Annotated in this window: 15 protein-coding genes; 5 read left to right on the forward strand and 10 right to left on the reverse strand. The window is 63.7% G+C overall.

What is annotated here, in order from left to right:
* Positions 1-144: 144 nt before the first annotated feature.
* From CHB77_RS14835 to CHB77_RS14855, 5 genes are all read right to left on the reverse strand, one after another.
* Positions 145-2691: a DEAD/DEAH box helicase gene (locus CHB77_RS14835; protein WP_089388998.1), complete on the reverse strand. Its 2547-nt coding sequence runs from the start codon at positions 2689-2691 to the stop codon at positions 145-147.
* Positions 2688-4505 (reverse strand): site-specific DNA-methyltransferase, encoded by a 1818-nt coding sequence (locus CHB77_RS14840; protein WP_165456298.1) that lies wholly within the window; start codon positions 4503-4505, stop codon positions 2688-2690. Before CHB77_RS14840 ends, CHB77_RS14835 begins: the two co-directional genes overlap by 4 nt.
* A 140-nt stretch (positions 4506-4645) precedes the next feature.
* The gene (locus CHB77_RS14845) at positions 4646-5125 is read right to left on the reverse strand and encodes an HNH endonuclease signature motif containing protein (RefSeq protein ID WP_131023376.1); all 480 of its coding nucleotides are present in this window, start codon (positions 5123-5125) and stop codon (positions 4646-4648) included.
* Positions 5110-7005, reverse strand: a complete 1896-nt coding sequence (locus CHB77_RS14850) for a DEAD/DEAH box helicase (RefSeq protein ID WP_089389000.1) — start codon at positions 7003-7005, stop codon at positions 5110-5112. The genes CHB77_RS14845 and CHB77_RS14850 overlap by 16 nt, the downstream gene beginning before the upstream one ends.
* A 745-nt stretch (positions 7006-7750) precedes the next feature.
* The gene (locus CHB77_RS14855; RefSeq protein ID WP_089389001.1) at positions 7751-8779 is read right to left on the reverse strand and encodes a tyrosine-type recombinase/integrase; all 1029 of its coding nucleotides are present in this window, start codon (positions 8777-8779) and stop codon (positions 7751-7753) included.
* A 192-nt stretch (positions 8780-8971) separates the two neighbouring features.
* On the opposite strand from CHB77_RS14855, the gene CHB77_RS18395 reads away from it, so the two are divergent.
* The 4 genes from CHB77_RS18395 (at position 8972) to CHB77_RS14870 (ending at position 11424) form a co-directional block, all read left to right on the forward strand.
* The gene (locus tag CHB77_RS18395; protein ID WP_155043630.1) at positions 8972-9118 is read left to right on the forward strand and encodes a hypothetical protein; all 147 of its coding nucleotides are present in this window, start codon (positions 8972-8974) and stop codon (positions 9116-9118) included.
* Positions 9111-10469 carry a tyrosine-type recombinase/integrase gene (locus CHB77_RS14860; protein WP_080620466.1) on the forward strand — a complete coding sequence of 453 codons (1359 nt, stop codon included), beginning with the start codon at positions 9111-9113 and terminating at the stop codon, positions 10467-10469. Before CHB77_RS18395 ends, CHB77_RS14860 begins: the two co-directional genes overlap by 8 nt.
* 101 nt (positions 10470-10570) lie before the next feature.
* Positions 10571-11221, forward strand: a complete 651-nt coding sequence (locus tag CHB77_RS14865) for a DUF433 domain-containing protein (protein WP_080620467.1) — start codon at positions 10571-10573, stop codon at positions 11219-11221.
* On the forward strand, positions 11218-11424 hold the full coding sequence (locus CHB77_RS14870) for a DUF5615 family PIN-like protein (protein WP_089389002.1): 207 nt from the start codon (positions 11218-11220) through the stop codon (positions 11422-11424). The genes CHB77_RS14865 and CHB77_RS14870 overlap by 4 nt, the downstream gene beginning before the upstream one ends.
* Here the strand turns inward: CHB77_RS14870 and tnpC are convergent.
* The 3 genes from tnpC to tnpA are packed head-to-tail and all read right to left on the reverse strand — an operon-like array spanning position 11373 to position 13670.
* Positions 11373-12872 carry an IS66 family transposase gene (tnpC, locus tag CHB77_RS14875; protein WP_035746780.1) on the reverse strand — a complete coding sequence of 500 codons (1500 nt, stop codon included), beginning with the start codon at positions 12870-12872 and terminating at the stop codon, positions 11373-11375. The genes CHB77_RS14870 and tnpC overlap by 52 nt on opposite strands.
* A 58-nt stretch (positions 12873-12930) precedes the next feature.
* On the reverse strand, positions 12931-13278 hold the full coding sequence (tnpB, locus tag CHB77_RS14880; RefSeq protein WP_035746778.1) for an IS66 family insertion sequence element accessory protein TnpB: 348 nt from the start codon (positions 13276-13278) through the stop codon (positions 12931-12933).
* Positions 13275-13670 carry an IS66-like element accessory protein TnpA gene (gene tnpA, locus CHB77_RS14885; RefSeq protein ID WP_080620470.1) on the reverse strand — a complete coding sequence of 132 codons (396 nt, stop codon included), beginning with the start codon at positions 13668-13670 and terminating at the stop codon, positions 13275-13277. Before tnpA ends, tnpB begins: the two co-directional genes overlap by 4 nt.
* 77 nt (positions 13671-13747) lie before the next feature.
* Here tnpA and CHB77_RS14890 point away from each other — a divergent pair, with 77 nt between their 5' ends.
* Positions 13748-14023: a hypothetical protein gene (locus CHB77_RS14890; RefSeq protein WP_205963182.1), complete on the forward strand. Its 276-nt coding sequence runs from the start codon at positions 13748-13750 to the stop codon at positions 14021-14023.
* 11 nt (positions 14024-14034) lie between these two features.
* Here CHB77_RS14890 and CHB77_RS14895 read toward each other — a convergent pair whose 3' ends face one another.
* A complete protein-coding gene (locus tag CHB77_RS14895) occupies positions 14035-15348 on the reverse strand; it encodes an MFS transporter (protein ID WP_080620471.1) in 1314 nt (437 codons plus the stop codon).
* Positions 15348-15629, reverse strand: coding sequence for a metal-sensing transcriptional repressor (locus CHB77_RS14900; RefSeq protein WP_080622743.1), 282 nt, complete (start codon positions 15627-15629; stop codon positions 15348-15350). Before CHB77_RS14900 ends, CHB77_RS14895 begins: the two co-directional genes overlap by 1 nt.
* Positions 15630-15722: the final 93 nt, after the last annotated feature.

Consider the following 15722-nt stretch of genomic DNA (forward strand, 5'->3'; position numbering starts at 1 on the left):
CACGCGGTCAACGGTTTCGGTTCGCGCCTGTCACACTGCCGGTGTGACCGTGGTGTGACAGGAGGGGGGTATGGGGGGCCTTCCGCGCGGTCTGGATAGAGGTGCCCGCGCGAAAAATTTCGTCGGATTTTTCTGACCCGCCTCCTACACGATGTAGACGAGTTCCTTCACGTCGAAGCGGTCCCTATCGACGATCCGGTGCAGGCCCTCGGCATAGCCTGCGCGTATCCATGTGCCGTCTGACCGGTAGGTCCAGAAGACGTTGCGATACTCGCGGTGCTGCACGCGGATTTTCTCCACGTTGCGATCCGATTGCAGCCGCCCCGTTTCGCCGTCGTCCTTGATCTCCACCAGCGTAATCGCGTCCGGGGTAGTGCGCCCGCTGACACCCACCACGAAGTCGGGGAAGAAGCGGTGCCCGGAAGGCAGGATCAAGCGCGTGGCCCAGGTCTCGTTCTCCGGGTTGCGCATCCACCATTTCACTGTGCCGGTGCGGTCCGCGTCGAGGAACGCGGCGAAGTCCTGTTCCTCCTTGTTCAGGCGATGCGGGAACACCCCATAAGCGGACTTCTCGGCTGCGCTCAGCCCGTCAGGTCCGAAATACTGGTCCGGGACGGGTTCGCTGGTGTCGGTGCGCACGTTGCGGGACTGCGCGGTCTTGATCGCCTCTTTCAGCTTCTCGGGTTCCATCATCCCGGCAAGGTCGATGGCGCGGCGCAGGTCGCGTTCGTCGGCTTCGATGCCCTTTTCGTCCACGATGCCGCGCAATTCTTCCACCAGCGCGCGCTTCAACAGGCGCGGGTCGATGGAGTCGTTGAAGTTGAAGGCCAGTTGCGCCTTCTCCGCCACCCGCGCGTTGGACAGGCGCAGGCGCAGGTCCACCGTCTCCTGCAACTCCGCAGCGAACATGTCGCGCAGGTCCAGATGCGCCTTCGTCAGGCGACGTTGCAGCAGGCCCGTCACATCGGCAGCGCGGCAGAACTCGCGCGCAATGTCGCCCACAAGGTCGTTCAGCTTCGACGGGTCGGGCGGCAGTTCCCGGATCAGCGCCTTGGGCAGGTCCAAGTCCTGCCGCAGGGGATAGGGTCGGAAGTTCGGCTTGGCGGGTTGCGCTCCGGTATCCGGCTTGGGGGCTTCGGGCAGGTCTCCGAACAGCGGCGTCTCGCTCATGTGCCGCCATGTCTCGCCCGCGACAATCGCTCGGTCCTGTTCGGCTTCGGGCATGTTCTGCACGTCTGGGCGCACGACGCCTTGGTCGATCAAATCCGACAGGCGTTGCTGGCGTTCGTCCGCCGTCTGCGGCGGCTTCGGCGTGAAGGTCGGTTTGGGCTGCGCGTCCGCCATGCCGGTTGGCGTATCGGGGTTGCCGAACTCGAACATGTCCAGATTGTCGGTTATCAGTTCGATGCTCTCGCGCACCGCCTTCAACTCGTCCACCGCCGCCTGTAGGCCCGTCTGCATCTCGGGGTCGGTCAGCAGGACGTAGCCGCTGTCCAGAAGCGCATCCTGCCCGTGGATGGGGCGCACGGACGGGTGCACGCGCATGATCCGGCCCACGATCTGCAAGCCGAAGTCCCGCCCCCGGTTCGGGCGCACCGAAACCAGCGTCCATGCGCGGGGCGCGTCGAAGCCGGTCGCCACCGCCACCTTGAAGATCAGCACATGCTTGTCGGGGTCGTAGGCGAGGCTGTGGAAATCCGGGTCGGGCTCGCCCGACGTGTGCGTGGCGATGGCCGCGTCATCCACGCCGATCTCCACCAGCTTGTCGCGCACCCGCTTCACCGGGTCTTCCCCGCCCTTGGCCTGGTCCTCCACCTGCACCAGCATCAGGGGCGACACCGCCAGCCCGCGTTCGGCCAGCCGGGCGCGCACCCGGCAGTGCTGCGTCCACCCGGCCTGAAGCGTGGCCTGTTCGTGGTCGATCAGGTCGCGGTCGCCATCCTTGAAGCGGATCACGCCCAGCTTCAGCCCCACCTTGTTCAGCCCCGCTTCCACCACCTCGGAACGGGGCACGACAACGCGGCTGGCCACCTCGATACCGGCGGTGCGCTCGAAGGCGTCCAGCTTGTCGTCGTTCGGCGTGGCGGTGGCGAGGATCGTGAAGTCCGGGCGGATATGCTCAAGGTAGAAGTCCGCAGCGACCTTGGCGGACGCGCCGAAGTTCAGGTGCGCCTCGTCGATCACCACGCCGACGAAGAAGCCCGCATCGCGCAGGGCCGCAATCATGTCGTCGAAGGACAGCGCGGCCTCGGAGGTGCGGCGCACCTTGCGGGCGTCCTTGTTGCTGGCGGCGACGGTGGCCCATGTCTGGATGAACACGTCCCCGTCGCGGGTGCCCGTGGGTTCGCGGTCCTTGGCCACGTCGCGGATGCGCAGCCCCCCGCATTGCTCCACCAGCGCCTCGCGCGTCTGCGTTACAAGGCCCGCATAGGGGGCGAACCACAGCCACACCACGGGCCGCGACAGCCCGCCCCGCAGCCCTTCCAGCACCCGGCCCAGCACCAGCGTCTTGCCCGAGCCCGTGGGGCTTTGCAGCAGCGTCACGCCGCTTTTCAGGGCGATGGCCTGCCGGTGCGCCGGGTCGCGGTCGTGCAACTCGGCCACCTTGCGGATCACGCCCGACAGCGCGTCCACCGCGCGGGTCTGATAGGCGGCGAGCGACAGGCGCAGGGGCTTCGCGGGCGCGTTCATTGCTGGAACCGTTTCACCAGCGTGTCGCGGACAGGCCGGATATCGACATGGGTTCCGTCGAGGTGTTGGGCGATCTGGCCCGGAGCCCAGGCATAGACGAACAGGTTCTGCCGGTCGCGGCCCCGCAGCCAGTCCAGCAGCGCGGGGTCGAAGCGGTCCACCAGCACCAGCGCCACGCCCTCGCCCTCGTGCAGGTTCCACGGGCGGGCGGGGTCGTAGCGCGTCAGGGGCAGGTCGTGCATGGCCTCAAGCGCCGTCCATGCGTCGGCGGGCGTCAGGTCGTAGTCGAGGTCTTCGAAGGCGATTTCGTGGGTGCGCAGATAGGCGAAGCCTGCGGCGAGGTCGGCGTATTTCGGGTCTTCGCTGGCGTTCAGGCGGCGGATGCGTTCCGCCGTCACGTCGCGGCACAGGTTCTTGTCCGGGTCGTCCTCGGTCGTCTCGGTGGACGACACCATGATGAAGCGGCGATTGCCCCCGTCCTCGGCGTTCAGTTCCATCACCGCCTGCGCCGTGGTGGCGGAGCCTGCGAAGAAATCCAGCACCAGATCGTCCGGGCCGGTGGACTGGCGCACCAGTTCGCGGATCAGGGACACCGGCTTGGCGTAGTTGAAGGCTTTCTCCCCATACACGGACTTAATCGTCTTCGCTGCTTCCATGTTTGTGCCAGCTACGATCTCATTGAAGTCACCTTCTGGAATTGATTCTTTTTCAAAGTTTGGCGTAATCCAACTTGAAAGAGGCTGCGTTGGTGCCTTTAGTTCCTTCTTGTATCTCTTGAGTGACGGCGTTCCAAAGCCGACTTTTTTTCCAACCCAGAAATCGAGGTTTGGCGTGTCTTCTCGTAGGAAGCGCGCGTTGCCACTTGACGGCACATCCCCGGACCGAATGGCTTCTTGAAGTTCGCTGAGCGTTTGCCAGACGACTACGCGCTGCTCCTTCGGAAAATGGATGTATCCGTCTGCGATGAATTCTTCCATGTATCGTGTTCTAATGGCCTTCTTTTCATCACCGAAAATTTTGGAGGAATAACGCCAAACGCTATCGGGGTTGCAGGGATACCAAATTTCTGTGGATGAATCGTGCAGGGGATAATAAGTGTTTGGTCGTTCAAGCCGGTTGTGCGCTTTTGTTAAGTCCCCTCCGGTCCTGTAGAAGTCTTTTTTTGCCTCATCCCAGTGCCGATAAAGTTCGAAGGTCTTTTCAGTTCCAGAAAACCGGAAATTTGGTTTTGCAAACGATAGAACATGCTCGTGGTTATCCGACAGAAATGCGCCCTTGGTATCATTGCCGCCTGTCCGGGTTCTCCAAACAAAAGAGCCGATCTTCATGCCCGGCAACACTTCATCCAATAGCATTTCCATCTTTGCTCGCTGGTCGTCATTGACCGACACCAGCAGCACCCCGTCTTCGGCCAGCAAGTCCCGCGCCAGCGTCAGGCGGCGATACAGGAACTCGAGCCATGTGGACTGGCGGAACCGGTCCTCGGGGTTCATGTAGCGGTCGTTGTAGACCCAATCCTTGTTGCCGGTGTTGTAGGGCGGGTCGATGTAGATGCACTTCACCCGGCCCGCATGGGTCATCCGCAGCCAGCGCAGCGCGTCGAAGTTGTCGCCCTCGATCACCAGATTGTCCCACGGCGCGGGCTTGTCCGACAACTCGGGCACGATCCGGCAGGCGACGAAGTTCGCATCCACCGCGCGGTCGGCCTCGATCTCGTCCCGCTCCCACACCAGCCCCAGCTTCTTGGTCCGGTCGCGCTTTTCCAGCAGTTCGACAAGTTGCGCGTGGGTAAGATCGTCGTATTTCCCGGCCATCGAAGTCTTTCTGGTTGTTCGTCTTTTCGTGCAGCCTATCGTCTGCGCCGCCCGAACGAAAGCGGTCATGCCGCCCGCGTGCGCATCGAAAACAGACAGATAGCGGGGCCGCGCATGGCCACGGGGAATGCGGGCGAGGCTTACGCCCCGCCCTTCATCCGGTTGTCCCGCTTCCAAAGGGGTTGCAGGTTCGTGTAGTGGCACAGCCGTGTGAGGTCTTCGACCGTGCGGCCCGCCGACAGGGGCGTGATGTGGTCCACCTCCCACTGCCCGTATTTCTCCCACGCCATGCCCTCGGTGAACTTGGCCGCGATGTGCCGTTTCAGCGTGACGGGGCCGCAGCCCAAGGCGCGGGCCGGGCTGGCCCGCCCCCGCAACGCCTGCCCCGCGCGCCGCTGGACGGAACGATACAGCCGGAAGGTCGGATCGGTCGCGGCCCTGAGCCGTTCCCGCTCGCGCGCCTTCTCGGCGTTGCAGGCGACGCACTGGCGGTTGCTGACGAAGCGTTCGGCCCTGTGCCCGGCCTTGCAGGGACGCCCCGTCCAGAAACGAGAAAGGCCGCGCTGGGCGGCCTCGTCTCGGGTGATCGGCTGGCGGGGTTCGGTCACAGGGTCACGCATCCGAACCTCTCGGTCTGGAACGTCACCGGGTCGAAGCGCAGCGCGGGTTTGGCCTTGCGGCCCTCGCCCGGAACGAACCGCCAGCCGAGCGGGTGAAGCGGCCTGCACTGCTTGGACTGGAACGCCCGCTTGAGCGCCTTGCCCGCAATGCCGGTGCTGTCCGCGATGCTGTCCGCCGTCAGCATGATCGGTTCGCGGGGCTGCATGGCCTGCGTCAGCACAGACGCCAGCCGCTTGGGTCCGGTGTTCTGCGCGTCCGCGTCGTCGATGAACGCAGGCGGCGGCGCATCGGGGAACAGGGCCGGGTAGCTTTCGAGGAACAGCGCCCGGTCCATGCTGGTGAACAGCCGCATGGGGCTCGCCACGCCCGCCGCGTCGAGTTGGCGGATACGGCCCCGGCACGCCATCTGCTTGAATTGCCTCAGCCGGTGCGCCTTGCACACTGCGTCCACAGGTCCGGTGCATTGCGCCCCGTTCGCCTGCCTCAGATCGTCATGCGTCGCGACCTTGCCCCGATTGGCGAGGCTCTGTGCGAGGTAGATGTGGCGGGGCTTGTGGAACTCCGAGAACAGGAACACCGCGCCGCAGTTGCGATAGGCGTTCGACCCAACCCCCATGCCCCAGGTCGCAACCATGACGGTGCGGCCCGGTATTGGGTTGCCGGTGTCGAGTTCCGCCGCGACCTTCTTGGGCAAGACGATCAGGACGGTTTCGTCCTTGGCGGTGTTCGCCTTCACAGTCGCCTTGATCCACTGGACATAGGCCCGGATCGTCTCGGCTGACGCGGCCCGGCTGGCGATACGGTCGAACCCCGCCGGTTCCTGAATGTGGGTCAGACTCAGGTTGCGATAGCTGACCTGCGGCCCGCTGTAGCGGCGGAAGTCATGCCCGGCCTGCACCTGCGGCGCGAAGTCCGCCGTGGCGTCGAGGATCACCAGTCCCGGATGCGGGCGGAAGCGATCATCGTAGGCGACCAGCATCATGTGCCCGTCCGCCTGCCCGGCGGTCTTCGCTTTGCTGCGGAACAGGAAGCACCGCCCGGTGCCGGTCGCGGACAACACCGCCAGTGCCCTGTGCAGCGTGGCCATGTCGCGGGCGTCGCTGAGCCGGGTCAGGTCGATCCGTTTCAGCGCGGCTTGGTCATCCGGGGAAAGCAGGGTCGCGGTCTTGAACCGGGAATTGCCGTCCCCGCATCTATCCCTGAACGCATTGGCCGCGTTCCGAACCAACGTGGCGAGGTCGCGATACTCGGGAACCCTATGGAGTTCGTCCGCCAGTTCGTCGAGGTCGGCAGGCCCGGCTTCCACCGTCGCCACGGTATCCGGGAACTCGTCCAGAAAGACGTTGCTGCGCGGTGCGCCGTTGAACCGCCGCACGCCGAAGTCGGATTTGTGCTCGCCCTCCTTGATCCAAAGTTCATGGGTGCAAACGACAACCCGATGTTGTGTGAGATCGGCGCGGCGACTGACGCCCCGCATCTGGACGTGCTCAAGGATAGCCGCGCCGTGCTGCTGAGCTGCATCCTCGCTTTCGTGGGCTGATGTGTGGATCCTCACAGCAACGGGCGGAAGCAGCTTGGCGAAGTCATCGAAGACCTTCTGCGCCTCGTCGATGGTCGGGACGACATAGGCGGCGGAATAGTCGCTGAGCGTGGCGACGCTCGCGGCGATCAGGGCGACACAGAAAGTGGTCTTGCCGGTGCCGGTGCCGGAATTGACCAAGTGCGGGGTTGTCGTCCCCGTATTGGCCATCACGTCCTTGAATGCGGCCTGTGCAGCCTGAAAGAGTGCGGTGTTGCATTGAATATCGAAGTCATCGTTCTTTCCCGTGATTTCGTGCTGTATCGTGCAAGCGTGGTGGAATATTTCATCATTCATCATTCGTCTCTCCACGAACAAAAAACCCGCCTTGCGGCGGGGTGTGTGTGCTTCATCGGGTGAATTTGATCGGCGTATTTTTCTAGGGATATCCCAAAGGAAAATGCGCCGGTTGAACGCTCAGGGGGGTGCCGAGCATGGTCGTTCTGTCGGCGGAACAGGGGGCGGGGAGGGTCACAGGGATCGCGGCATTGTCTATATGTCTGGAACTGACAGCCATCGCTTCTGTCTATATGGCAGGAGGTCAGGAAAATTCCGTCTTGTCATAGGCTTATACTAAAGCCGCATCGCGGCCCCGCCGAGGGTGGTTCGACGATGGTCCAGCACCCTACGCCGGGCGAACCGTGACCGTCCCGCTTCGCAAAGCATCGCCGTGCCGGGGCCTCGTGACGTTCGGGCCTGCGCCTCATTGTCTATATGTGGGTAGGTGAGATTTCTATTTTATTTCAGTGTTTTGTTTGGACCTTCCAAGCTGACCGTGAGCAGCCCCGAATGATGGCGTTACCCGCAATGCTGGCCTGCAACTTTCCGAAAGGAGTTCACCCGAACGCGCTTGCCTTCGCATCCGGGCTGATTTTCAAGCGATCAACGAACAGAGAACTTCAAAGACGTTATTGATCTACTCCATCACTGCACTTGAGCAACGCATGTCCACAGTGATGCGATGAAGCGAAGTTAAACCTGCGCAACCCGATATCGCAATACATAAGGGCACAAGGACGTGACATTGCTCCGCGCTGGAACGCCATCATGCCGCTACGCTTTTGATGCCATTGAACTTCGCCACGATATCTTCGGCGCGCAGGTGAGTGTAGCGGAACAACATCCGGGGATCGCGATGCCCGCTAATCAACGCCACTTCCGGGATGGACAAGCCCATCTCGAAAAACCGGCTGACGGCTTCGTGCCGCAGATCATGGAACCGCAGGTCCGCAATGTCGGGGCATGGCTTCGCGGCGATGCGCTTGCACCGTTCCCAGCACAGCCGGAAGGCGTTAGCGGAAACCGGGAAGACCAGACTGTTCCCCGTGTCGCGGTGCGCCTTGCGTTCGCGCAGCAGGTCCGCAGCCCGGTTCGTGAGCGGGATGCGCCGGGCGTGCCCGTTCTTGGTCTTGCGGATCAGCAGCGTGGTCATGTCGGGCGAGATATCGGCCCACCGGATGCTGAGCAGTTCGCCGCGTCGCATCCCGGTCTCGACAGCAAGCAGGATGCCCGCCCGCAGCCAGTCGTTGCGGTTCCCCTCGCAGGCCGCAAGCAGCGCATCAAGTTCGCCAGACGCCAAGCGGCGTTCTCGTGCGTCCGGGGCTTTGGGCTTACGCACCTTGGCCACCGGGTTCTCGGGCAGCGGCACGTCCCATTCCAGCCGGGCCACCTCGAAGACAGCGCGCAGCAAGCCAAGATCGCGGATCACGGTTCCGGGGCTGACCTTGCGCAGCCGTTCGTCCCTGTAGCGGCTGAACACCTGCGGCGTGGCCTTGGACAGCGGCTTGTCGGCCCATGTCTCGCGCAGGAAGCCGTCGATCCGCTTGTTCTCCGATCCGTGCCCGCGCTTCGCAGGCGTGACCTCGTTGCGGTAGCGGGTGAGCAAGTCGCGCAGTGTGGTGCGTTCCAGCACGCGCAGATCGACGGCGAAGACTGTTGCGTCCAGTTCCGCTTCCGTCTGCCGCGCCCATTGCATCGCGTCGCGCTTGGACAAGAAGGATTTGGTGCGGGGCGTATGCCCGTTGCGGCGCACCTGCGCCTGCCATTTCCCGTTCCGATTCCTGATGGTGGCCATGTCGAAAACCCCGTTGCTGTGACCAGAGCGTGACAGGCTGGTTTTCGGGGGTTTTTCGGAGTCACCCTGACGCGGCCTAAGCCGTTGTCATTCAGGGGTTTTTGGGTGGCGCACCCGACAGGATTCGAACCTGTGACCTCTGCCTTCGGAGGGATTACGACTAGCTCCGTCGATTACCGAAAGGGGCACGCCATGATGCGCTATGTTACTGTAAATAAAAAGGAATTTGATTTCCTTCGCCGACAAGCCTATCCTTCTGTTCGCCACGGTTTTCGCCCTGCTGCTTACGTGGTGCTTACGCGGGTTTTCGGGCATGTGACGGAGGAAGTCCATGGCTAAACTTACAAAACGCGTCGTCGATGCGGCGGAAAGCCGTCGCAGTGATTACGTGATCTGGGACGATGAGCTACCCGGTTTCGGGCTTCGTGTCTTCACATCAGGCAAGCGCAGCTATGTGATCCAGTATCGCCAGGGAGGACGGTCGCGGCGCTACACCATCGGCCTGCATGGTATCTGGACGCCAGAACTGGCCCGCCAGGAGGCCAAGGTCCAACTTGGCAGGATCGCGCGCGGCGAAGACCCGGCCGAGGAAAAGCAGCTCGATCGCAAGTCCATGTCGGTCAAGGAACTCTGCACTCTTTATCTGAATGACATGAACGCCGGTCTCATCATGGGGAAAGGCGGCCGTCCAAAGAAGCACAGCACGATTGTGACCGATACCGGGCGGATCAACCGGCACATCATCCCGCTCTTGGGCAGTCGGCGGGTGCGTGACTTGACCAAATCCGACGTCAACAAGCTCCTCAAAGACGTCATGGCGGGTAAAACTCGGATTTCGGTCAAGACCGATAAGCTTAGAGGCAGGGCCATTGTCCGCGGCGGTCCTGGGACTGCCGCTCGAACCGTCAGCCTTCTCGGCGGTATTCTTACCTATGCCGTCGATGCTGGGATCATCGAGCGGAACCCGGCGCATGGCATCAAGAAACCGAAGGATAACGTCCGCAAGCGTCGGCTGTCCGAGGCGGAGTATCGCCTACTTGGTGTCTTGCTGCGCAAAGCAGCGCAGAACGAGAATTATGCCATGACCGTCGAGATCATCCGCCAGATCACCATGACGGGTTGCCGCCGATCGGAAATGATCGGGCTAAGCTGGAGCGAAGTTGACGCCCAAGCCAGTTGCCTGCGCCTTGAAGACAGCAAGGAAGGCTATTCCATTCGGCCCATCGGGCTGCCTGTCGTGGAGTATCTGGAAGAGCGCGCCAAGTCGCGTATCGGCACTTATGTGTTTCCCGGCCGTGATGAGGACAGAGCGTTCGGCAGCTTCCCCAATCACTGGAAGAAGATCTTCACGGACTCCCCGCTTGCCGATGTCACTCCCCACGTTCTTCGCCATAGCTTCGCGAGCATAGCGAATGATCTCGGGTTCACGGAGATCACCATCGCCGCTCTCGTCGGTCACGCCAAGGGGTCTGTCACGAGCAATTACATCCACACCGTCGACACGGCCCTCATCATGGCGGCCGACACGATTGCTGGCTACATTCAGGGCCTGCTCGATGGCATCGAGTTCAAGCAGACCGCCTACGCGCTGGATCGGGACTCCCGGAAGACGTCGCTCGCGCGCTTCCTTCAGAAGGCAGCAGGCAACGACGACAGAACCGCCGACGTGGCGCAGCCTCTGGCGGCTTGAGGATGGCGGAAACGGCTGGCGGATCGTGGGTCAGCCTTGAAATTGGGGCGCCTCCAATATATATTCCGACACATCGGAAGATTTATTGGTTGGAGGCGTCCATGCCCGCGACTGAAATGCTGAAGGCCACGGAGGCGGCCGTGGTCGCCCGCGTCAGCCTGCGCGATGTCAATCGCGTCATCGACGAGCGCATCCTGCCCGAAACGCTGGTCTCGGTCGAAAACGGACGTTTCGTGCTAGGGGCCGCCTGCACCCTGATCGCCTTCTATTTCGAGAGCGCCAAACGGCTGACCTCGGAGGAACGCCTGTTCGCCATCCGCTCCGCCGAGCCACGGTTGCGGCGCTGGAACCGCGCAGCCACCGAGGCCATGCTGAAAGCCGACTGGACCGTTCGCCACGACTTCCTGACCATCGACCTTCTGCCCTTCTTCGAGCGTTCCGTCGCACGGCTGGAACGGCTGGACGCCGCGCGCGAGGTGGTCACCATCTCCGATGACATCATGGGCGGCACCCCGGTCATCAGCGGCACGCGCGTTCCGGTTCACGACGTCGCGGCCGCATTGGCGGCGGGCGTCCCCGCCAAGGAGATCCTTGAGGATTATCCGTCTCTGACCGAGGACAGGCTGGAATTGGCCGCGCTCTATGCGGAGGCCAACCCCCTTCGCGGACGGCCGAAGCCGCTCATCGCCAGACTGCCCGAAGGTGCGCGCATCCTCTCGGATCATCGCGTGCCGCGCAGGCGAGCCGGATGAAGTTCCTGATCGACGAATGCCTCAGCCCGAAGCTGACCGAGCTGGCTCACCAGAGGGGGCATGGGGAATCGTCCCATGTCGTCTGGCTGGGCCGCTCGGGCGCGAAGGACTGGGATCTCATCCCCCTCATCGTAACCGTCCGGCGTGACCGCTATCCGTTCCAGCGCCACGGCATCAGGTCATCGACCTTGGTGATCTTGTAGTCGGGAATGCGGGCGAGAGTGTCAGCGAGCCAGGCGTGGGGATCGACGGCGTTGAGCTTGGCCGTTTCGATCAGGGTGTAGGCGATGGCAGCGGCGTTGCCGCCCGCCTCGGAGCCGACGAAGAGGTAGTTCTTCCGCCCGAGGGCGATGGCGCGCATGCCGCGTTCGGCGGTGTTGTTGTCCAACTCCAGGATGCCGTGGTCGAGGTAGGGGCGCAGGCGGTCCATTCGGGTCAGGGCATAGCGGATGGCGGCCGCGAGCGGGGATTTGCCCGAGATTTCCGTCAGTCTCATGGCCAGCCATCGCTGCAGATCGTCGAAGACCGGGGCGGCGTGAGCTTTGCGGAGTTCCGTGCGGCGGTCTGGCGGCGACCCTCGGGCTTCTTTCTCGACGGCGTAGAGCTGTGCGATCCGGCCGATGGCCTCTCCGGCGATCGGGGAGCCCTGCGACCGATGGATATCGACGAACTTTCGCCGGACATGGGCCATGCAGGCGACCTCGCGGATGGTGCCGGAGCGGTAGAGATCCTCGAACCCGGCATAACCGTCGGCGTGCATCCAGCCGCGGAAGCGGGCGAGGTGGTCCTTGGGATGCTGGCCCTTGCGGTCACCGGAGAAGCGATACCATGCCGCCGGTGGGGCCTGCCCGCCCCAAGGGCGTTCGTCGCGCGCATAGGTCCAGAGCCGGGCGGTCTGGGTCTTGCCGGTGCCGGGCGCCAGCATGCTGATCGGCGTGTCGTCGGCGAAGATCGCCTCGGCTGAGAAGACATGGCGCCCGATGGCGTCGGCCAGCGGCTCCAACAGGGCCGTGCTCTTGCCCACCCAGTCGGCCAGGGTGGACCGGTCCAGGTCGAGACCTTCGCGCTCGAAGATCTGGCTCTGGCGGTAGAGCGGAAGGTGGTCGGCATACTTGCTCACCAAGACATGGGCGAGGAGGCCCGGCCCCGGGCGACCGCGCTCGATCGGGCGCGAGGGCAGTGGGGACTGCACGAAGCGTTCACAGCACGAGCAGGTCAGCCGAGGGCGGACAAGCCGGTTCACGATGAACCGCCCGGGAACGTATTCCAGCTCTTCCGTCACATCTTCCCCGATCCGGCGCAGGCGCCCGCCGCAATCGGCACAGGCATCTGTGCTCGGTGTCAGCTCCACCTCCATTCGCGGGATGTGGTCCGGGATCGGACGACGCTTGGGTTTGTCCTTCTCCTCGATGTCCGGCAGCTTCATCCGCGCGGTCATCGCGGCGGCGGCGATCTCGCTGGTCTCAAGGGCCAGCTGCAACTGTTCCGCCGTCTCGGACGACGCACCAAACCGGTGCGCCCGGTGCCCGGCCAGCTGATGCCGGAGCTTCTCGATCAGGATCGCCTGGGCCTTCACCTCGGCCAGAAGCCGCGCGGTGAAGCTGCGCAGCTCCTCGGGGTCTTCCGGCAATGTCAGGGCCTGGGTGAGCATGCGGAAAGTTTATCCCACTGTATTACTTGTGGGAATCACTGATTGCAGGCGCCGTGGACTATCCCGCCGCCAGAGGCCGCCACGTCCGTTCCGGTGCCCGCCAGTCGATGCCTTCCAGCAGCATCGACAGTTGCGCAGGCGACAAAGCCACCTTGCCCTCCTTGGCCGAGGGCCAGACGAACCGACCCTTCTCCAGCCGCTTCATGAACATGCACGCGCCTTGGCCATCCCACCAGATCACCTTCACCAGATCGCCCCGACGGCCACGGAAGACGAACAGATGCCCGGCGAACGGGTCCTGCTTCAGCACCGCCTCGGCCTGCGCCGCCAGTGCCGTGAACCCCTTGCGCATGTCGGTGGCGCCCGCCGCCAGCCAGACCCGCGTGTTCGCCGGAACCGGGATCACGCCGTCACGCCCCGGATCAGCCGCGCCAGAGCCTCGGGATCATAGCTCCCGCTGATGCGCATCCGGTGCCCGCCCGCCAATTCGATCTCGATGTGGTTGTGGGCGGCAGGTGTTGCCCGGGCAGACCTGGTCTCCGCGACAATCTCCACAGGCAGAAAGCGCGCCTCCTCTGACGGGGGAAGAGCCGAGGCGGGGTCCGGCGCGTAACGGCGATCGCGCAGCCACTTGAAGATCAAGTTCGCATTCACCGCGTAGCGCCGCGCCACCTGGGCGACCGATACCCCCGGCGCCGCCGTCTGGAAGCAGATCGACCGCTTCTCCTCATCCGTCCAAAGCCGCTTCGTCCGACGCGCCACGTCATCACCACAGTGTCCACTATCAATGGTGGACACTATCCCGCACTCTCACACCGCGGCAGAGCGGTTAGACCGGACGGTTACCCCTCATCATCGAGGACGACTGGACCTTCGTGACCCGCAATTCCGTCGATTTCCGGGGCGCAGCCTCGCGCCCCGGCGAGAAAGGGCAATATGCCCGTGTCGATCTGCATGCCGGCCTGGTCTGCCTCAATGGCCCCGAGGGTATGACGCGAGCCCTCCAGTTGGAGTTGTTCGAGCAAGCCCTGCTCGAACTTGACGCCGATCCAGACCTTGTGAACCAGGTGCTTGAAGTCACGCTGGAGGACGATGACCATCTGCGTGTTATCCGATATGCGCTCCCCTCGGAGCCGGACCAGAGAACCTGACGGGAGCGCGATCAGCGCTCACGCGGCCAAGCCGCGTGCATGTCGTCGATCACATAGGCATGGGCATGGCGTCGACCATGCCCAGCTTCTGCGAGATGCGGATGGTCGGCCGACAGATCGGCATGACCGTGTTCAAGCACCTCTGGATCGTCGGCAGGCCAGACGGCGAAGCCGATGCCGATCGCGACAGCGGCCAGCGCGGCCAGAATGATCGCCGTCATCGGCAGGCCGAGCGTCGCGCCGGCCCACCCGGCAAGCGGATAGGCGATCAGCCAGCAGGCATGGGAAAGCGCGAACTGCGCGGCGAACAGCGCCGGCCGGTCTTCGGGATTGGCCGAGCGCCGGAGCAGCCGGCCGGATGGCGTCTGTGCCGTGGAATAGCCGACACCGAGCAGGAACCACAGCGGCAACAGCCAGCCGTAGCCCGGCAGCGCCGCCGCCGCCAGTGTTCCCACCGCCAGCAGCGATGCGCCACCGAGCATCGCCGTTCGATCTGGAATCGAGTCCAGCAGCTTCGGCAGCGCAAGCGCCGCGACCATCGAGCCGCCACCGAACGCCGCGAGGGCCAGGGCCATCGCCTGGTTGTCGAGGCCATAGACAGCCTGCACGTAAACGACCGTATTCACGATCACCAGCGCGCCCGCCGAGGCGACTGCGAGGTTGATCGCCAGCAGCCCGCGCAGGCGCGGCGTCGCCAGATAGATGCGGATGCCGCGCGTCGTGCGGTCGTAGATACCACGAGGTTTCGACGGTTTCGGACTCGGCAGGACGACCGAGATCACCAGAGCCGCCGAGACGAGGAAGCCGATCACCGTGCCGGCGAATAGGCTATGGAACGAGATGAAGGCGAGAAGTGCCGCCGCCAGCATCGGACTGACGACGCTTTCCAGATCGTAGGCCAGCCGGGAGAGCGACAGCGCGCGCGTGTATTCCTTCTCGTCCGGCAGGATGTCGGGGATCGTCGCCTGGAAGGTCGGCGTGAAGGCGGCCGAGGCCGATTGCAGCACGAAGATCAGAACATAGACCTGCCAAATCTCGGTGACGAAAGGCAGGAAAACGGCAACGGCGGCGCGGACGAGATCGAGCGCCACCAGCATGGCGCGCCGCGGCACACGCTCGGCGAATGCCGATGCGACCGGCGCGACACCGACATAGGCGATCATCTTGATGGCGAGCGCGGTCCCCAGCACCGCGCCGGCCTCCGCCCCCGCCAGTTCGAAAGCCAGCAGGCCCAGCGCCACCGTCGCAAGGCCGGTTCCCACCAGTGCGATGACCTGTGCCAGAAAGAGGTGGCGATAGGTCCGGTTTTCGAGGATCGCCAACATCACAGATACTTCGCTATTTCCTTGAACTCGTCGATCGACTGCCGCCGATCACGCCCGAGCGGCCCGACCACTTCTTCGAGGCAATGGTCGAGGTGATCCTGAATCAGTGTCTTCTTGGCCTGGGCGATAGCCTTCTCGACGGCATGGAGCTGCTGGGCGATGTCGAGGCACGGCCGCCCGCCCTCGATCATCTCGATGACGCCGCGAAGATGACCATCGGCGCGCTTCAGCCGCTTGACGATCTCCGGGTGGGATTGGTGAGTTTGGGATGGCTTGGTCATCGTCATATCCTATCCCCCTGTAGGGGATATACCAAGATGGTCGAACGTCGAAAGCAGGTTGCTCGTTTGGCTATAGCGGCAGGTGAAGTCAGG

It is taken from the genome of Paracoccus sediminis (assembly GCF_900188295.1).
Lineage (GTDB): Bacteria > Pseudomonadota > Alphaproteobacteria > Rhodobacterales > Rhodobacteraceae > Paracoccus > Paracoccus sediminis.